Consider the following 17,245-nt stretch of genomic DNA (forward strand, 5'->3'; position numbering starts at 1 on the left):
ATCGTTCGGCGGGGGTGTTACTTCGCGTCGGGATCGTCGCCGGCCGGCTCGCGGCTCTCGATGACGATCGTGCCACGTTTCGCGGGGGCCTTGCGCGGCGGCGGGGAGGGGCTCGTGAGGGACGCCAAGAGCTCGGGCGCGGGGGCGCCGGCGATGGGCAGCACGATCTCCTTGGTCTCGGCGCCGCGCTCGTAGGTGACGCGGAGCTCGGGCGCCGTGGCGAGCGAGGTCCACGCGTCCCAAAGCTGCTCGGGGGTCTCGACGGTCTTGCCATTGACGCGCGTGACGACGTCGTCGGGGCGGACGTCGACCCCGGTCCACTCCTCCGGGATGGCCACGAGGCGCCAGCCGACGAACTTGCCCTCGCGGAAGACCTCCTCGGGCCACACGCGACGGAGCAGCCACGGCAGGCCCATCGGCAGGACGGTCTTCAAGGCGTCCCGTTCGAGCTTGTCCGGGGCCTTCGCCGGGCCCTTCGAGGCGCCTTGCGCGGCCGTGCTCGTCGAGGCCTTGGGCGCGGCCGGCGGAGGGGACGTCTCGCTCCCCGCGCCACAACCGGCCAGGGCCAGAGAGACCAAGCCGAACCGATACGCGTCTCGCCACCGCATGGAAGGACTATGGGAGAGCCGCGCGCCGCTTGCCAACAATCCGGAGGCGGGCCCGGTCAGGCCGCCTCTTCCAGCGGCGGGCCGCCGGTGCGGGCGAGCTGGTCGTGCCGCACCCGGCCGACGTCGAACGTGCGGGCGGCGTCGAGCATGCGGTCGAGGAGGTCGTCCACGGCCATCGTGGCGCCCCTGCGGAAGCGAAGCGGGTTCAGCCGCGCGACGACGAAGGGCTTGAGGAAGGGGCTCTCGAAGCCGCGGGCCTTGAGCGCGGCGGCGATCTCGGTGACCTGGTCGTCGAGCGCGAGGAGCCGCTGCGCCTGCGCCTCGCGGCGGGCGAGCGCGTCTTCGAGCGGGAGGTCGAGGAAGGCGTCCGTGGCCCGGAGGAGGCCATGGTACGAGCCACCCGAGAAGCGCGGGCGGGCCTCGTAGCAAAGGCCGAGCGTGAGCAGCGCGGGCTCTTCGAACTCGAAGGAAAAATCCGCCTCGGTGCGGTCGGCGCCGGCCTCGGCGAGGGAGCGGGCCATCCGGATGACCTCGAGCGCGCGCTCGCGGACGTTGTGGGCCTTTTCGGTGTTGAGCGCGAGGATCTGGTAGGCGACGCGCTCGTCCGGCACGACGAGGGCGACGAGGGCGCGGCCGCCGAGGCGCTTCATCGCTTCGAGGCGGTGGCGGCCGTTCGGGGTCCAGTAGCGGCCGTCGGGTCTTCGGAAGGCGATGATCGGGTCGAGGAAGGTGCCGATCTTGTCGATCACGGCGGCGAGTTTTTTCGCGTGGGCCTCGGAGAGATCACGCTGGAAGGGCGTGGGCTCGACGCGGTCGAGGGGCAGGCCCGCGAGGACGGTGGGGTGGGCGCCGAGCGGGTCGCGGTAGACGGCGAGGACCGAGCCGCCGTCCTCCTGGATGGCGCGCGTGAGGGCGTCGACCTCGGGTGGAACAGGGCCGGCGAGCAAGACGCCGGCGGGCAAGCCGCGGGATCCCTCGGCGGGGCCTTTTTTGCGGCGAGCGCGTTTCACCGGCGGCGCGGCGGCCTCGGGCTTCGGCGCGGCGGCGGCCGTCTCGGGCGCTTTTTTGGGGCGGGGTGCGGCGCGTTTGGTCGTGGCCATGCACCACGTTCGTTCGGCGCGACGTTCGTCCCGGCAACTGGTTCGAAGGGGATCCACCCTTCGGCAGGCTCAATCCCGCACGTAAATTGAGGTCGAACGGGGCGTCGGGGTCGCCGCGGAGGTGGCAGGCGGGCGCGCGGACGCCTTCGTAGAGGTCGAGGCGCGGGGCGTAGGGGACGGGGAGGGGGTGGCGACCGCGGACGGGGAGGGGGGCGCCTCGGCGGTCGTGGGGAGGATCGGCGAGGGGACGGGGGCCGGGAGCGGGGAGACGTCGATGACGGGGGGGCTCGCGGAGCCTCGGGGTGGCGTGTCCTCCGTGGTCGGGGTGGGCGGCGGCGTGGGGGGCGCGGCGAGGAAGGCGCGCGCGGCCAGGGCGCTCACGCCGAGCAGGCCCAGGGCGAGGAGCGTGGTGTTGCGAATGCGGCGGGGGGGTTTGTCCGGGGCCGCAGCCGTGCCTCCTGGGGCAGCGCGGGGGGCCGCGGGGGGCGCCGTCAGCGTGACGGCCTCGCGACCGGTCTTCGAGAGGGCGGGGCGATCGGTCGGCACGAGGCGGAGCCGCGCAGGGCCGAGGGGCGCCTGGGCCGGGAGCGGCGTTTCGCCCGCGCCGGTCGTCGTGGGGAAGGACGGCGCCGGCTGGCCGAGCACCTCGGCGAGGGCCCGGACGGCCTCCGCGGCGGAGGGAAAACGGTCCGCGGGCGCGAATGCGGTGGTCTTCGCGAACCAGGCGTCGAACGCAGGCGGGAACTCCACGCCCGCCAGCTCGGCGCGCGCGCTCGCCGGCTCCTGCGGGCCCCGGCACACCCTCGTGGCGAATGCAAATACATTCAGCCCCGATTCGGTTTCCTTGTACCAATAGGCTACACCGCAGAGGAGCGTGTAGGCGATCATGCCCAGGGCAAACACGTCGGTCGCGGGGGAGACGGACGAATCCTCGTCGAACTGCTCGGGCGCCATGTAAAGAGGTGTGCCCATCGAGCGCGTGGTGCCCGCTTGGGAGGCGCTTGCTGCCAAGATCTTGGCGATACCGAAATCGAGCACCTTGATGCGCGGGGGGCCGTCGTCGGGCGCGCACAAAAAGAGGTTGTCCGGCTTGAGGTCGCGGTGCACGATGCCGGCGCGGTGGGTTTTGTCGAGCGCGAGCGCCGTTTGGCGGAGGTGCTCGATCACCTCGGTCGGGCTGAGTGGGCCGAGGCGGCGCACGCGTTTGCCGAGGTCCTCGCCGCGGAGCAGCTCCATCACGAGGAAAGGCATGCCGCTCGGCGCGTCGATGCCCGCGTCGAGCACGTCGACGATGTGCTGGCTCTGCACGTTCGCCGCGACGCGCGCTTCCTGGCGGAAGCGGCCCCGGAGCTGGTCGCTCTGGATGCAATGCGGCAGCATCACCTTGAGGGCGCAGTGGCGCTGGGTCTCGGCGTGCACGACCTCGTAGACCGCGCCCATCCCGCCGGTGGCAATGCAGCGGACGACCTCGTAGCGGTCCGCGAATACACTGCCTGGAGAGAGCGGCCCGGCCGACATGGCGTGGACCATAGCGCGGCGCCGGTTCGAAGAGAAGCGTCGGGCCGAACCCGGATGCGGCGTGGAGATCCGGCCGTGTCCTTGCAAGTAACCGATCCGACATGCGAGCATCTGCGAGCAAGGAGGCCACGATCACGATGAGTTCGGGGGACGCTCGGAGCGCCATGCGGCGCGGGTCGCGCGGCGCAGGCGCCTGCGTGGTCGTCTCCGCGTTCGCGGCGGCGAGTTTTTTCCCGAACGTCGTGCGCGCCGATCCGGCCGTGTGTGCCCTGGAGCCGGCGATGTGGCCGGCGCGCGCGAAGCCTTATTTCCTGATTGCCGTCGATTCGTCGAGCGCGATGACGGCGAGCGTCATGCAGGGAGGGGCCGCGGTGACGAACTCCTGCGGCTACCCGACCACGCGTATCGGGCACGCGAAGTGCGCGGTGAAGAAGACGGTCGAGGCGTATGGCGACAAGGTGAGCATCGGCCTCGCCGCGTTCGCCCGCGGGACGGTCCTGACCTGCGCGTCGTCGTGCGGCAACGACGGAAACGGTTCGTGCATTTGGCTCGATTATGGCGGGGGGGGCTCGCCGCAGGCCGGGTGCGGGCCGGAGCCGAGCTCGCTGCCGAGCTCTGCGGACCGGCGCGGGGCCGAGATCCTGGTGCCGGTGCGGCGCGACAACTTTTATGCCCCGCCGCTCGACCCCTCGAACGTCCCGGAGCTCTTGCAATGGGTCGACCACACCTGCGCGCCGTCCGGCGGGATCCCCAAGGAGGTGTGGGCCACCGGCGGCAAACCGCTCAACGGGGTGTTGCGGGACGCGTACCGATACCTGTCGGTCGGCTGGACCAGCCCGAACGGAAACCGGTCGTTCCCGTCCCCTTTGTCCGACGCGGGAGAGCGGCCTTGTCGACCGCTCCGCGTGATTCTTCTCACCGCCGGCACCGAGGGCTGCGACGACGCGGCGGACGCGGCGGACGCGGCAGCGGATTTGCTCACGGGGTTCTCCAAGGGAGGGATCTCCTGGAGCGTGAAGACGCATGTCGTCGATTTCGGGAGCATCGCCGTCAACGACGCCATTGCGAACGCGGGGGGGACCAGCAAGGCGATCGCGGCGGCCGACGAGGCCGCGCTGACGACGGCCCTCGCGAGCATTCTCGAAAGCTCGCTCGTCGGGGAGACCTGCGACGAGATCGACAACGATTGTAATGGCTGCACGGACGAGGGATTCGGCAAGGGAGACGCGTGCAGCGCAGGCATCGGCGCCTGCATGAGCACGGGCGCGCTGGTGTGTGACGGCAATGGCGCGACCGAGTGCAACGCCACGCCCGGAGAGCCGACGGCGGAGGTGTGCGGCGACGCGATCGACAGCGATTGCGACGGGGCGCCGAGCAACGGGTGCAGCGCCGACGCAGACGGGGACGGCGTGCCCGACGCGTACGACGATTGCCCGGACGTCGTCAATCTCGAGCAGGGGGACCAGGACGGCGACGGCGTGGGCGACGCGTGTGACGCCGATCCCGACGGCGACGGGATTCCCACGGAGATGGGCGACAACTGCCCGATGACGCCGAACGCCGGGCAGGAAGACCGTGACGAGGATGGTGTCGGCGACGCGTGCGACGCGGACGACGCCGTCGACGACGACGGGGACGGGGTCGCCGATACGAACGACGTTTGTCCCGGCGTCCCCAATGTGGAGCAGAGCGACATGGACGGCGACGGCGTGGGGGATGCGTGTGACGCCGACATCGACGGGGACGGCGTCGCCAATTTCGCGGATTCGTGTCCCCTGGACCCGCGGCTCTCCTGCCCGAACCCCGTGGTCGACGTGTCCGGGTGCGCCTGCCGGGTCGGGAGCACCGCCGCCGCGGGCCCCGAGCTTTGGGCCTCGATCCTCGCGGGCCTCGCCGTCCTCGCCGCTCGCCGCTCCGTCAATCGATCCGCATCCAGAACGGCTCGAACGACTCGGCGCTGATCATGTCGTCCCCGGCCGTCAGGGTTCCCTCGAAATCACCCACCAAAAAGACGCGCCCCTCCTCGCTCACGGAAATGCCCGTCGCGTGCTGCGCATACTTGCCCCCGAAGGAGCCGGCGCGCAGCGTCCGCAGGGACGCGTCGAGCTCGAGGACGAGCATGTCCTCGGCGCCTTGGCTCTCGAAGACACGATCCCCCACTTCGACACGGCCTGTGTAATCGAGCGCGATCATGGCGCCTCCGTCCGGCGTCCCGGCCATCGCCCTGGCGCGCGTGACGCCGGTCTCGCCGAAGCTCCGGACCTTGACGAGCGCGCCTTTGGAATCGATCGTCGCGACGAATGCCGCGCGCTCCGCCGACGTCGCGGCGAGCGTGGCGCCACGCCCCACGCGGCCCGAGAAGCTCCCGAACACGAACGTCTGCCCCGCGGGATCCACGATCACGCCGGCCGCCTCCTCGTCGCCCGTGTCCCCCAGCGCGAGCATCCATCGCACCTCGCCCGCGCCGTCGAGCGCAGCCACGAAGACGTCGCTGCCGCCCGCGCTCTCGACCGCCGCGCTTGCCGGATCGAGCGAGCCCTCGAAATCGCCGACCACGACGGCCCCGCCGTCCGGGCCTGCCGCGATCGCCGCCGCTCGTTGCGCGAGCGGGCCGCCGAGCCGCGTGGCGAACCGGGGCTCTCCCGCGGCATTCAGCGAGGCGACGAAAACGTCATAATCACCCTCGCTCGCGAGCGGACCGCTGCCGAGGTCGATCGTACCCGAAAACATGCCCGCGAGGATCGTACCGCCGTCTGCGGTGGTCGCCACGCTCGTCGCGCGTTGCTCCCCGACATCCCCGAAACGTTTTGCTTCGCCGAGGACCTCCCCTCCCGGGTTGAATCCGGTGAGGTTCGCGAGAAACGCGTCCCGCCCGCCCACGCTCTCGACGCGGCTCGGCCCGAAATCGAAGGCGCCTGCGAGATCCCCGACGAGGACGATGTCGCCGTCCGCGCGCGCGGCCGTCGCGCGGGGGCGCACGGAGCCGAGATCCCCGGTGACGACGGACGCAATCAGCCCGCCTGCCGGGGCGAGCTCGAGGAGAAAGAGGTTCTCCTCGGCGTCACACGGCGCGGGGTTCATGCCGAGGAGCAGCTCGCCGCTGCAATGGCCCACGACGACAGATTCGCCCGAGCTCCGCGCCGCGACGCCCGTGAGCGCGCGCGCGCCCGTGCCGCCGACCTTGACGACCGCCGCGGCCTCGAACGTGCCGACCGGACCCTCCTGCCACGTCGGGAGCGGATCCAGGAGCGCCGGCGCGCAGGCTGGGAGGAGCGGGAGCGCGACGAGCAGTGCGAGCGCGGACGGCGAGGCCCTTCGCATGAAACGCGTCCTTTCAAAAATGGCCAAGGACGACAGCGCCGCCGGCGCCCTTCGTGGCCCACGGAACGAAGGTCACGGCCTCGGTCGTCTTGGCGGCCCCGTACGTCCGGACGAAGCCCACGGCGGCGAGGCCAACGCCAGCCGCGCCGAGCGCGCCGAACGTGAGCGAAAGGGCGAGGTCGCGGTTCCACGACGCGCGGTACGCCTCGGCGAGCCCGGGCGCGTCGCACGTGCCATCGGGGCAGCGCTCCGCCACGGCGCTCCGGACGTTCATGTGCGCGACGGTGAACGCGATGCTCCCGCCGACCGCGGCGAGGCCCCCGATCCCGGCGATCCAGGCCCAGGTCGGGACCCCGCGATGGGCATGATCGGGGCGCTCGGGGGAGCGAAGGTGGGTCGAGGGGAGGGGAGGGATTCCCGGCTCCGTCGGGCGCGCTGCCTGCACGTCGAGCTCCACCGTCTTCGACTCGCCTTTCGCCACGGTCACGCGCGTCTCGACCGGCGAAGCGCCGGGCATCTGCGTCGTGAGGACGTGCTCGCCCGGATCCACGGGCAGCGCCGTGCCGAGCGAGGCCGCCCCGAGCTCGAACCCGTCCCGCGTCACCCGGACCCCGTCCGGGGTTTTTCCGCGAAGGACGAGGGTGAGCTTGGGGATCGAGGGCTCGATCGCAGCTTTTTCTTTCCGGGCGATGGCCGCGCGCGCCCCATGTTTGGGCCGGAGCGTCGCCGGCATGGCGTCGACTTGCCGCAGATATTCCGCGTAATGGGCGGAGGCCGAGGCGATCTTGCCCCAGAGGCGCTCGCATTCGGCGAGGGTGAACAAGGTCCCTGCTCGCGGATCGAGGCGCTGGCTCTCGGCGAACGCGGGGCAAGCCACGTCGAAATGGCGGGCCTGCATCTCGACCAAACCTCGGTCGAAGAGGGCCTCGGCCGCCGCCTCCTGCTGCGCGTACGCCGGGGGCGCCCCGAAGAGCGCGGCCGCGCCGGCCAGAGGCCACGCGAAACCCCGCAGGGGCTTCCAAACGCCGGACATGAGAGACGGTATCGTTTGCCCGGGCGAGGCGTCAAGCCGAGCGCGCATCGCTGGCCCACGCGCGCCGCGGCGTCTAGCATCGCCGCCGGTGGAGTCGTCCACGTCGTTCCCCATCCTGCTCTCGCTCCGTGTCGCCGGCTTGGCGCTGCTCTTCGTCGGGCCGATCGGGCTCGCGGTCGCGCTCTTGCAGGCGCGTGTCCGGTACAGGCTGCGCGGGCTCGTCGACGCGCTCGTGCTCTTGCCGCTCGTCCTGCCGCCCTCGGTCGTCGGGTACTTCCTCGTCGTGGTCTTCGGGCGGCGGGGGCTCCTCGGGCGGATGCTGGAGGAGGGGCTCGGCTTGCGGCTCGTGTTCTCGCCGGCCGGCGCGGCGCTCGCGTCGGCGGTCGTGGCGCTGCCGATCCTCGTGAAGACGGCGCAACCGTCGATCGAGGCGGTGCCATCGCAGCTCGAAGACGTGGCGCGCACGCTCGGGCTCCGGCCGTGGGAGGTCGTGTTTCGGGTGACCTTGCCGCTCGCGTGGCGCGGGGTGCTCGCGGCGCTCGTGCTCGGCTTCGCGCGGGCGATCGGCGAGTTCGGAGCGACCTTGATGCTCGCGGGCAACATCCCGGGCCGCACGAACACGATGCCGGTGGAGATCTTCTCGGCCTTCCAGGAGGGCGACGACGCGCGCGCCGGGCTCTACGTGGCCGTGCTCTCGGGGATCTCGGTCGTGGTGGTGCTCGTGGCCGGCTTGCTCGGGCCCAAAGAAGGGCGGGCACCGGCATGAGCGACGCGCCTGCGCTGGAGGTCGATCTGCAGGTGACCGTGGGGCGCGGCGGTGCGGCGTTCACCGTCGAGGCGCGCTTCTCGTTGCCCTCGGGCGTGCTCGTCCTGTTCGGCCCCTCGGGCGCGGGCAAGACCGTGACGCTGCGTGCGATCGCCGGTCTGATCCGGCCGAAGCGTGGCGCCGTGCGCCTCGCGGGGGAGGCCCTCGACGACTGGATGCGCGGGGTCCACGTGCCGGCCGAGCGGCGGCGGATCGGGTACGTGCCCCAGGATCAGGCACTCTTTCCGCACCTCGACGTGCTCGGCAACGTGGTCTTTGGCCTGCCCCGCGCCGCGCGCAAAAACCCCGGGGCCACGACGCTCGCGTTGCTCGACGAGCTCGGGCTCTCGGCGCTGCGCGGGGCGCGCGTGGACGCGCTCTCCGGCGGGGAGCGGCAGCGGGTGGCGCTCGCGCGGGCGCTCGCCGCCGAGCCGAGGCTGCTCCTGCTCGACGAGCCGCTCTCGGCGCTGGATCGCGCGGCGCGGCTCTCGATCGGCCGGTCGCTCAGGGAGGCGCTCGCGCGGCGCTCGCTTCCGGCGGTGCTCGTGACACACGACGCGGAGGAGGCGGCGGCGTTCGGGGACGTGTTCGTCCAGTTTGAGCGCGGAAAACCGGCCCGGCCGTTGCCGCGGGAGGTCGTGCTCGGTGAGATGGGCTCATGTCCGCATTGCGGCAAGCCGTGATCGGCGAGCACGTCGCGACGATCGAGCCGCCGGATCTGCTCGTCCTGAGCTTCCGCGGCGTGATCCGCGCCTCCCACGTCGCGGACTACGCCGCGATGCGCACCGAGCTGCTCTCCGATCAGCGCTACCTCTTGACCCTCGCGGATCTACGCCGCGTCGAGGACGTCGAGCCCGCATGCCGCCGCAGCATCGCGGCCATCCGGGACGATCGCGCGCAGGCGACCGCGTTCGTCGGCGGCAGCTTCCGCTTCCGGGTCGTCGCGGAGCTCATCGCGAACGCGGCCCGCATCTTTGCGCACAGGAAGCTCGCTTTCCGTTTCTTCCCTGAAGAAGCCCCCGCCCGCGCCTGGCTCGCCGAGATGCGCCGGACGTTTCGTGGTGTGTGAGCGGGCCAGGGTGGACAAGAAGCTCGCTCGCCCCTACCTGCCGCGTCGCGGCATCTGTCCGTAGACACCGGCCGGCCTCCGCGGTACCCGTCTGCCGGCAACGACAACCAGGGAGCCTTCTCGGATGAAGCCAATCCACCGTGCAGCCGTCATCGGCGCCGGGGTCATGGGCAGCGGCATCGCCGCCCACCTCGCGAATGCCGGGATCCACGTGGTCCTGCTCGACATGGTCCCGCCGGGTTCAACGCTCGGGGCCTCCGCCCCGAACCCCGGCGATGCTCAGAAGAACGACCGCGCCGCCCGCAACGCGTGGGCGCAGGGCGGGCTCGACAAGGCCGTGAAGGCCAGGCCGGCCGCCTTTTTCCACCCGTCCTTCGCCCGCCTCGTCGAGGTCGGCAACGTGGAGGACGATCTGGAGCGCGTGAAGGATTGTGACCTCGTGATCGAGGCGATCATCGAGAAGCTCGAGCCGAAGCAGAGCCTCTTCGCGCGCCTCGAGGCGCTCGTGAAGCCGGGCGCGATCGTCGCATCGAACACCTCGGGCCTGCGCATCGCGGAGATGATGACGGGTCGCGGCGAGGCGTTCCGGAAGAACTTCCTCGTCATGCACTTCTTCAACCCGGTCCGCTACATGAAGCTCCTCGAGCTCGTGGCCGGGCCCGACACGGACCCCGCCGTCTTCGAGCGCGTGGTCCGCTTTGGCGAGGATGTGCTCGGCAAGGGCATCGTCGTCGGCAAGGACACGCCGAACTTCGTGGGCAACCGCATCGGCGTGCACGCGATGCTGGCGACGCTCCAGGGCATGCTCGAGCTCGGCCTCGAGCCCGAGGACGTCGACGCGATCACGGGCCCCGCGATGGGCCACCCGAAGAGCGCGACCTTCCGGACCGCGGATCTCGTTGGTGTCGACACGTTCGTGCACGTCGCCGACAACTGCTACGCGTCGCTCACCGCGGACGAGGACCGTGAGGTCTTCAAGGCCCCGGCGTTCGCCCGCGCCATGCTCGAGAAGAAGATCCTCGGCGACAAGACGAAGGGCGGCTTCTACAAGAAGGGCAAGGACGGGCAGATCCAGACGCTCGACGTCAAGACGCTCGAGTACCGGGCGAAGGGCGGCGACGAGGCGATCCGCAAGGCGACGAAGTCGATCGAGAAGATCGACGCGCCCGCGGATCGCGTGCGCAAGCTCGTCGCGGATCAAGGCAAGGCCGGCGCGTTCGCGTGGAAGGTGCTCTCGAAGTCGCTCGCGTATTCGGCGCGGCGGATCGGCGAGATCACGGACGACGTGACTGCGGTCGATGACGCGATGAAGTGGGGCTACAACTGGGAGCTCGGGCCCTTCGAGACGTGGGACGCGCTCGGCTTCGCCGAGACCACGGACCGCATGAAGGCGGAGGGCATCGCGCTGCCGGCCTCGATCGAGAAGATGCGCGCCTCGGGCGCGACGGGCTTCTACAAGGGCGACGAGGTCTACGACCTCGTGAAGGGCGCCTACGTGAAGCGCGTCGTGGATCCACGGAACGCGACGTTCTCGATCCTGAAGAAGGGCGAGGCGCCGGTGCTCAAGAACGACGGCGCCGAGGCGTGGGATCTCGGCGACGGCATCCTCGGGCTCACCTTCAAGACGAAGGCGAACAGCATCGACGCGGACGTGATCTCGATGCTCTCGCTCGCGGCCGCGAAGGCCGAGGAGGACTTCCGCGGGCTCGTGATCTCCAACGACGGCGATCACTTCTGCGTCGGCGCGAACCTGTTCCTGGTCGTGATGGCGGCCGGCAGCAAGGACTGGGAGTCGATCCGCGCGATGGTGAAGAACTACCAGTACGCGACGCAGCGCTTGAAGTACGCGCGCGTGCCGGTGGTCGCGGCGCCGTGGGGCATGACGCTCGGCGGTGGCCTCGAGCTTTGCTTCGGCGCGGACGCCGTGCAGGCGGCGGCCGAGACGTACGCGGGCCTCGTCGAGGTCGGCGTGGGCCTGATCCCGGGCGGCGCGGGCACGCTGAACATGCTCTGGCGCGCGCTCGAAGGCATCCCCGAGGGCGCGAGCATCAACACGCTGGAGATCGTGGCCCAGGTCTTCAAGAACATCGCGCTCGCGAAGGTCGCGACGAGCGCGGACGAGGCGAAGGCGCTCGGCTACTTCCGCAAGACGGACGGCGTCTCCTTCGACAAGGCGCGCCTCTTGACCGAGGCGAAGGCGAAGGCGATCGGCATGGCCGAGTCGGGCTACCACCCGCCGGCGCCGCGTGCGTACCGGCTGCCGGGCGAGAGCGGCATCGCGACGCTCCGGATGATGGTCGACACGCTCGTCGCCGGTGGTTATGCCACCGAGCACGACGCCAAGATCGCGACCAAGCTCGCGGTCGTGCTCTGCGGCGGCGCGAGCGGCAACGCGCACGACGTGACCGAGGACGAGATCCTCGAGCTCGAGCGTGAGGCCTTCGTGAGCCTGTGCGGCGAAGAGAAGAGCCAGGCGCGCATGCAGTCCATCCTGATGACCAACAAACCCCTGCGGAACTAGGCGAGGCGACGACCATGGCAGACATCGTGATCGTGGAGGCCGTTCGTTCGGCCGTGGGCCGGGCCCACAAGGGAGCGCTCGCGCAGAAGCGCCCCGACGAGCTCGCGGGTGAGGTCGTTCGGGGCCTGCTCGCGCGCGTGCCGCAGATCAAGCCGTCGGAGGTCGACGACCTGGTCCTCGGGTGTGCGATGCCGGAAGGCGAGCAGGGGCTCAACGTGGCGCGGCCCGTCGGCTTGCTCGGCGGCCTGCCCGAAGAGGTCTCGGCGATGACCATCAACCGGTTCTGCTCGAGCGGCCTGCAGGCGATCGCGCTCGCGGCGGGCAGCATCGAGGCCGGGTACGCGGACATCGTCATCGCGGGCGGCGTCGAGAGCATGTCGATGGTGCCCATGACGGGCAACAAGATCTCGGTCTCGCCCGAGGCGATGGATCGGTACCCGACGGTCTACACGCCGATGGGGATCACGGCCGAGAACGTGGCCAAGCGCTTCAACGTGGCGCGCGCCGATCAGGACGCGTTCGCGCTGGCGAGCCAGAAGAAGGCCTCGGCGGCGATCGAGGCGGGCCGCTTCAAGGACGAGATCGTGGCCGTCACGGGCGTGCGGTACAAGGGCAACGAGCGCATCGCGTTCGAGTTCACGCGCGACGAGCTGCCGCGCCCGGACACGACGCTGGAAGGCCTCTCGGCGCTGAAGCCCGCGTTCGCGACGGTCGGATCGGTCACGCCGGGCAACAGCTCGCCGCTCTCGGACGGCGCGGCGGCGGCGATCGTGACGACGAAGGCGAAGGCGGACGCGCTCGGCGTGAAGCCGCTCGGCTACCTGCGCATGTTCGTCACGGCGGGCGTGGATCCGTCGATCATGGGCATCGGCCCGGTGCCGGCGGTGAAGAAGCTCCTGAAGAAGACGGGGCTCTCGATCGCCGACATCGACCTCGTCGAGATGAACGAGGCGTTCGCGAGCCAATCGGTCTACTGCCAGCGCGAGCTCGGCATCCCGGACGAGAAGCTCAACGTGAACGGCGGCGCGATCGCGCTCGGCCACCCGCTCGGCTGCACGGGCGCGAAGCTCACGGCGACGGCGCTCTACGAGCTGCGCCGCCGCGGTGGGCGGTATGCGATCGTGACGATGTGCATCGGCGGCGGCATGGGCGCGGCGGGCTTGTTCGAGCGGGCCTGACCAGCAACCATCGTTGAAGAGGGCCTCCGTGCGGCATGCACGGGGGCCTTTTTCTTTCCATGGCGGAGGCTCGTCGCCGGGGTTGTGGCGAGGTCGGGACCTCGGCGGAGGCTCAGCGCCGAGGCGTCGCAGAGGTCGGGACCTCGGCGGAGGCTCAGCGCCCAGGCTTCGGGGAGGTCGGGACCTCGGCGGAGGCTCAGCGCCGAGGTTTTGGCGAGGTCAGGACCTCGGTGGAGGCGCATCGCCGAGGCGTCGGAGAGGTCGGGACCTTGGCGGAGGCTCATCGCCGAGGCTTGGGCTTGCCTTTGGAGATGATCTCCGCCCCCCGCCCCGGATACCCTGTCCGATGGAGGGCTCGTGTCATGGAGATCCGGAATCTCGTGTTCGAGGGTGGGGGCATGAAGGGGATCGCGTATGCCGGCGCGATCGCGGAGCTCGAGCGGAGGGGGCTCCTCGGGGGCATCACGCAGGTCGCCGGCGCCTCCGCGGGCGCGATTACCGCGGCCTTCCTGGCCGTCGGCGTCGATGCCGTGGAGCTCGAGAAGATCCTGCGCGAGACGGACTTCTCCGATTTCATCGACGGCAAGGGCTGGCTCATCGGGGACGCGAAGCGCCTCCTCGACAGCTACGGCGTGAATCCGGGCAAGACCGCCGAGGATTGGATCCGCAACCAGATCGCGCACCTCACCGAGCGCCTGACCGGCCGCGCCCAGCCCGACCTCACCTTCGCCGAACTGGCGGCCCTCGCCGTGGCGTGCCCTGGCCGCGCGCGCAACCTTTACGTCGTCACGACGAACCTCTCGCGCCGCATGACCGAGGTCTTCTCGGCCGCCTCCCACCCCGACGTCCCCTTGTACAAGGCCGTGCGCATGTCGATGAGCATTCCGCTCTTCTTCGAGGCGTACTCGTTCAATGGAGACCTCTATATCGACGGCGGCGTCTCGTGGAATTACCCGATCGACCTCTTCGACCGCCTCCGCAAAACACCTGTCCTCGGCGACCAGCCGCGTGGGCCGGAGGTCGAGGAGGGGACGCTCGGCTTTTGCCTCGGGACGAAGGCGGAGAACGACGCCGCCCGCACGGATTGGCGCCTCCCGCGGATGGAGATCAACGATTTCCAGAACTACAGCAAGGCGCTGGTCTCGTTCATCCTGACGTCGTCGACGCTCTTGCACCTCGACGCGGCCGCGCTCGCGCGGACGATCTTCATCGACGACGCCGGCGTCTCCACGACCGAATTCAAGCTGCCGAAGGCGACGCAGGACACGCTCATTGCCAATGGCGCGGCGGCGACGAAGGAATGGTTGGAGCGAGGGTAACGCCGCGCTGAATCGCGCGCGTCATTCCCCCTCGTCCGTCGCGGCCACCGGCCTCTCGGCGGCATCCCTCGGCGTCGCCTTCCAGAGCTCGGGCACGCGCGCAAAAATCCCCGGCTTGGCCCAGGCGAGCACGCCCGTCCCTGCCAGCACCACCAAAAGGAGCGCGAGCGGCACGAGCACCCGCGTCCCCATTCTCCGCGAAACCGGCACCAGCGGCGCCGGAAGGATCTCCGCCGGCTCCTTGGGCGCCTGCGGCAGCCATTCCGGGCTTTTTCCCTCGGACCGCGCCGCAATCCGGATCGCCGGCATCACCTCCGGCGCGTAGGGTGTCGGTACGAGCCCGGCGAGCTCCTTCAAGCTCGACGCCGTCGCCCGGAACATCGCCTCCTCGCCGCCCTCCGGCAGCGCGAACCGCTGGAGAAGCTCATCCACGCGGTCCGGCCCCGCCTTCACGGGCGCCGCCTTTACGACCGCCTCCGCCGGAGGCTCCTCCACGATGGCGGCCGGCGGCGCCGCAGACGCCACAGGCTCCGCAGCCACCACAGGCTCCACCACGACCACCGCAGCCTTCACCGACACCGACGGCGCCACCGAAACCGACGGCTCCACCGACGCGGGGGGCTCCGTCGCAGGATGATCGAGCGCCTCCACCATGCCCGAGAATCCCGACGGCGATAGCGCCTCCACGCCTTTTTCCACGGCGGGCGAAGGCAACGGCGTGAGCACCTCGAACTCGAAGCTGAGCAGCTCCTCGGCCGAAGGCGGCTGCTCCGACGGCACCGTATGCACCACGGCCGCCGCTTCCTCCACGCGTGCTTCCTCCACGCGCGCTTCCTCCGCCCGCACCGACGGCGCCACCATCGGCCGCGCCGATCCCGGCTGCGGCGTCGGCGGCCGCATCCCGAGCCCGACCGGCCACGGCAATGTCGACTCGTGGACCACGCGCACCCCGGCGTCCCCCACGGACACCGGCGCGGCCGCGGGCGACGCCGAGGGCGGCGGCAAGAGCTCGACCGCCGCTTCCCGCGCCGAAAGCAACGTCGAATCGGATACCGTGGGCGCCACGGGCGCTGCTATCTGCGCGACGACCGGCTCCGACGCGGGCAACACCGCGGCTGCGGGGCTCGAGTGCTCGCTTTCGGCGGGTGCTTCCAGCAAGGCGAGGTCGACGCTGCAGAGCGGCGTCGCGTCGGTCGTCTCCAGGGACATCGGGTCCTGGAGCGTCGGCGTCGCCTCGCGCAGCGGACCCGAGGGCGGCGCGGTGAAGAGCAGATCCGGCGACAGGGAAGGGATCGCTGCGATCGAGATGGGCCGTTTCGACACGGCCACGGGAGCGGGAGCGGGAGCGGCCACGGGAGCGGGAGCGGGCGCGGCCACGGAAGCGGGAGCGGGCGCGGCCACGGGAGCGGCCACGGGAGCGGGAGCGGGCACGACCACGGCCACCGGCGCCTCCACCACGACCGGCGCCGGCAGTGGTGCCGGCTCCACACAAAGCCCCGCCTCCACCGCGCGCGCCGTCTCCTTCGCCAGCCTCGCCAGCGTCCGCTTCGCGGCACCCCGGTTCAGCGGCACCAGCGCGGCCTCGATCTCCGCCGCCACCATGCCCGGACCTCGCTCGGCGGCCTGCGCCCGTGGCCTCGCCACCGCATGCAGCCCCGGCGCTCCGCCCGCCGTCACCGCGAGCAGCCTCGCCAGAAGCGCCCGCAGCCCGCGCGCGGCCTCCGGGCCCGACAGCACCTCGCCTTGTCGGTCCACTGCCACCACGCCCTCGGCCGAGAGCGTCACGGCTTTCGGGTCCACCCGGATCGGCAGATTCCCGAGCGCGTCACAGAGCGAAAGCACGAGGTAACCCGCGCTCTCCGGCACCATCGCCGCGGCCCGCGCAGATGCGGCCCCGAGGACCTCCGTCAGCGTCACGTTCGCCCGATTCACGACCCACCTCTCCTCGGTTCCCCAATGCGCACCGGTACTCCGCGTCCCGCGAGGTACGCCTTCGCCTCCGCCACCGAGTACGTCCCGTCGTGGAAGATCGACGCGCACAGCGCCGCGTCTGCCCCTCCCACGACGAGCCCCTCGTACAGATGTTCGAGCGTCCCCACGCCCCCCGACGCGATCACCGGCACGCTCACCGCGTCCGCCACGGCCCGCGTCAGCGCGAGATCGTAGCCCGCCTTCGTCCCGTCCCGGTCCATGCTCGTCAGCAGGATCTCCCCCGCGCCGAGCCCCGTGATCCGCTTCGACCACGCCACCACGTCGAGCCCCGTCTCCCGCCGCCCCCCGTGCGTCACGACGGTCCACCGTGCCGGTTCTTCCTCGGTCCCGACCCGCCGCGCGTCGATCGCCACCACGATCGCCTGCGCGCCCCAGCGCGCCGCCGCCCGCTCCACGAGCTCCGGCTCGCGCACCGCGGCCGTGTTGATCGCGATCTTGTCGGCGCCCGCGTCGAGCAACGCCTCGATGTCGCGCTCGCTCCCCACGCCGCCGCCCACGGTCAGCGGCACGAAGATCTGGTCGGCGGTTGCGCGCACCATGTCGAGCAGCGTCCCGCGTTTCTCGTGGGAGGCCGTGATGTCGAGGAAGGTGATCTCGTCCGCGCCGGCCTCGTCGTAGCGCCGGGCGGCCTCGACGGGGTCGCCCGCATCCCTGAGCCCGACGAACTGGACGCCTTTGACGACGCGTCCGTCCTTCACGTCCAGGCACGGGATGATGCGCTTGGCCAGCACACAGCGCGCTTAGCGCCCGCGAGGCCCGAGGGCCAACTTCCCGGGGACCC

Annotated in this window: 14 protein-coding genes; 7 read left to right on the plus strand and 7 right to left on the minus strand. The window is 71.1% G+C overall.

What is annotated here, in order from left to right; translation table 11 throughout:
• Positions 1 to 17: 17 nt before the first annotated feature.
• The 3 genes from POL67_RS14585 to POL67_RS14595 all read right to left on the minus strand — a co-directional run bounded on the left by POL67_RS14585 (position 18) and on the right by POL67_RS14595 (position 3,226).
• Positions 18 to 608, minus strand: a complete 591-nt coding sequence (locus tag POL67_RS14585) for a PDZ domain-containing protein (RefSeq protein WP_271917960.1) — start codon at positions 606 to 608, stop codon at positions 18 to 20.
• Between the two features lie 56 nt (positions 609 to 664).
• Positions 665 to 1,708 carry a ParB/RepB/Spo0J family partition protein gene (locus POL67_RS14590; protein WP_271917961.1) on the minus strand — a complete coding sequence of 348 codons (1,044 nt, stop codon included), beginning with the start codon at positions 1,706 to 1,708 and terminating at the stop codon, positions 665 to 667.
• 69 nt (positions 1,709 to 1,777) lie between these two features.
• Positions 1,778 to 3,226, minus strand: coding sequence for a serine/threonine protein kinase (locus POL67_RS14595; RefSeq protein WP_271917962.1), 1,449 nt, complete (start codon positions 3,224 to 3,226; stop codon positions 1,778 to 1,780).
• A 101-nt stretch (positions 3,227 to 3,327) separates the two neighbouring features.
• On the opposite strand from POL67_RS14595, the gene POL67_RS14600 reads away from it, so the two are divergent.
• Complete coding sequence (locus POL67_RS14600; RefSeq protein WP_271917963.1) at positions 3,328 to 5,187, plus strand: thrombospondin type 3 repeat-containing protein; 1,860 nt, start codon at positions 3,328 to 3,330, stop codon at positions 5,185 to 5,187.
• Here the strand turns inward: POL67_RS14600 and POL67_RS14605 are convergent.
• Positions 5,144 to 6,547 carry a hypothetical protein gene (locus POL67_RS14605; RefSeq protein WP_271917964.1) on the minus strand — a complete coding sequence of 468 codons (1,404 nt, stop codon included), beginning with the start codon at positions 6,545 to 6,547 and terminating at the stop codon, positions 5,144 to 5,146. The two genes, POL67_RS14600 and POL67_RS14605, sit on opposite strands and share 44 nt — an antisense overlap.
• A 13-nt stretch (positions 6,548 to 6,560) precedes the next feature.
• A complete protein-coding gene (locus POL67_RS14610; protein WP_271917965.1) occupies positions 6,561 to 7,580 on the minus strand; it encodes a peptidase associated/transthyretin-like domain-containing protein in 1,020 nt (339 codons plus the stop codon).
• Positions 7,581 to 7,668: 88 nt separating this feature from the next.
• On the opposite strand from POL67_RS14610, the gene modB reads away from it, so the two are divergent.
• The 6 genes from modB (at position 7,669) to POL67_RS14640 (ending at position 14,472) form a co-directional block, all read left to right on the plus strand.
• Positions 7,669 to 8,346, plus strand: a complete 678-nt coding sequence (gene modB / locus POL67_RS14615; protein WP_271917966.1) for a molybdate ABC transporter permease subunit — start codon at positions 7,669 to 7,671, stop codon at positions 8,344 to 8,346.
• Positions 8,343 to 9,068 carry an ATP-binding cassette domain-containing protein gene (locus tag POL67_RS14620; protein WP_271917967.1) on the plus strand — a complete coding sequence of 242 codons (726 nt, stop codon included), beginning with the start codon at positions 8,343 to 8,345 and terminating at the stop codon, positions 9,066 to 9,068. Before modB ends, POL67_RS14620 begins: the two co-directional genes overlap by 4 nt.
• Positions 9,044 to 9,454: a hypothetical protein gene (locus tag POL67_RS14625; RefSeq protein WP_271917968.1), complete on the plus strand. Its 411-nt coding sequence runs from the start codon at positions 9,044 to 9,046 to the stop codon at positions 9,452 to 9,454. Before POL67_RS14620 ends, POL67_RS14625 begins: the two co-directional genes overlap by 25 nt.
• A 124-nt stretch (positions 9,455 to 9,578) precedes the next feature.
• Entirely contained in the window at positions 9,579 to 11,975 is a 2,397-nt protein-coding gene (locus POL67_RS14630; protein WP_271917969.1) for a 3-hydroxyacyl-CoA dehydrogenase/enoyl-CoA hydratase family protein, read from the plus strand.
• Positions 11,976 to 11,989: 14 nt separating this feature from the next.
• Entirely contained in the window at positions 11,990 to 13,153 is a 1,164-nt protein-coding gene (locus POL67_RS14635; RefSeq protein ID WP_271917970.1) for a thiolase family protein, read from the plus strand.
• A gap of 362 nt (positions 13,154 to 13,515) precedes the next feature.
• On the plus strand, positions 13,516 to 14,472 hold the full coding sequence (locus POL67_RS14640; RefSeq protein WP_271917971.1) for a patatin-like phospholipase family protein: 957 nt from the start codon (positions 13,516 to 13,518) through the stop codon (positions 14,470 to 14,472).
• Positions 14,473 to 14,493: 21 nt separating this feature from the next.
• On the opposite strand, the gene POL67_RS14645 is transcribed toward POL67_RS14640, so the two are convergent.
• Positions 14,494 to 16,404, minus strand: coding sequence for a hypothetical protein (locus tag POL67_RS14645; RefSeq protein ID WP_271917972.1), 1,911 nt, complete (start codon positions 16,402 to 16,404; stop codon positions 14,494 to 14,496).
• Positions 16,401 to 17,195: an imidazole glycerol phosphate synthase subunit HisF gene (hisF, locus tag POL67_RS14650; RefSeq protein ID WP_271917973.1), complete on the minus strand. Its 795-nt coding sequence runs from the start codon at positions 17,193 to 17,195 to the stop codon at positions 16,401 to 16,403. Before hisF ends, POL67_RS14645 begins: the two co-directional genes overlap by 4 nt.
• Positions 17,196 to 17,245: the final 50 nt, after the last annotated feature.

Origin of the sequence: Polyangium mundeleinium (genome assembly GCF_028369105.1) — a bacterium.
GTDB classification, from domain to species: domain Bacteria; phylum Myxococcota_A; class Polyangia; order Polyangiales; family Polyangiaceae; genus Polyangium; species Polyangium mundeleinium.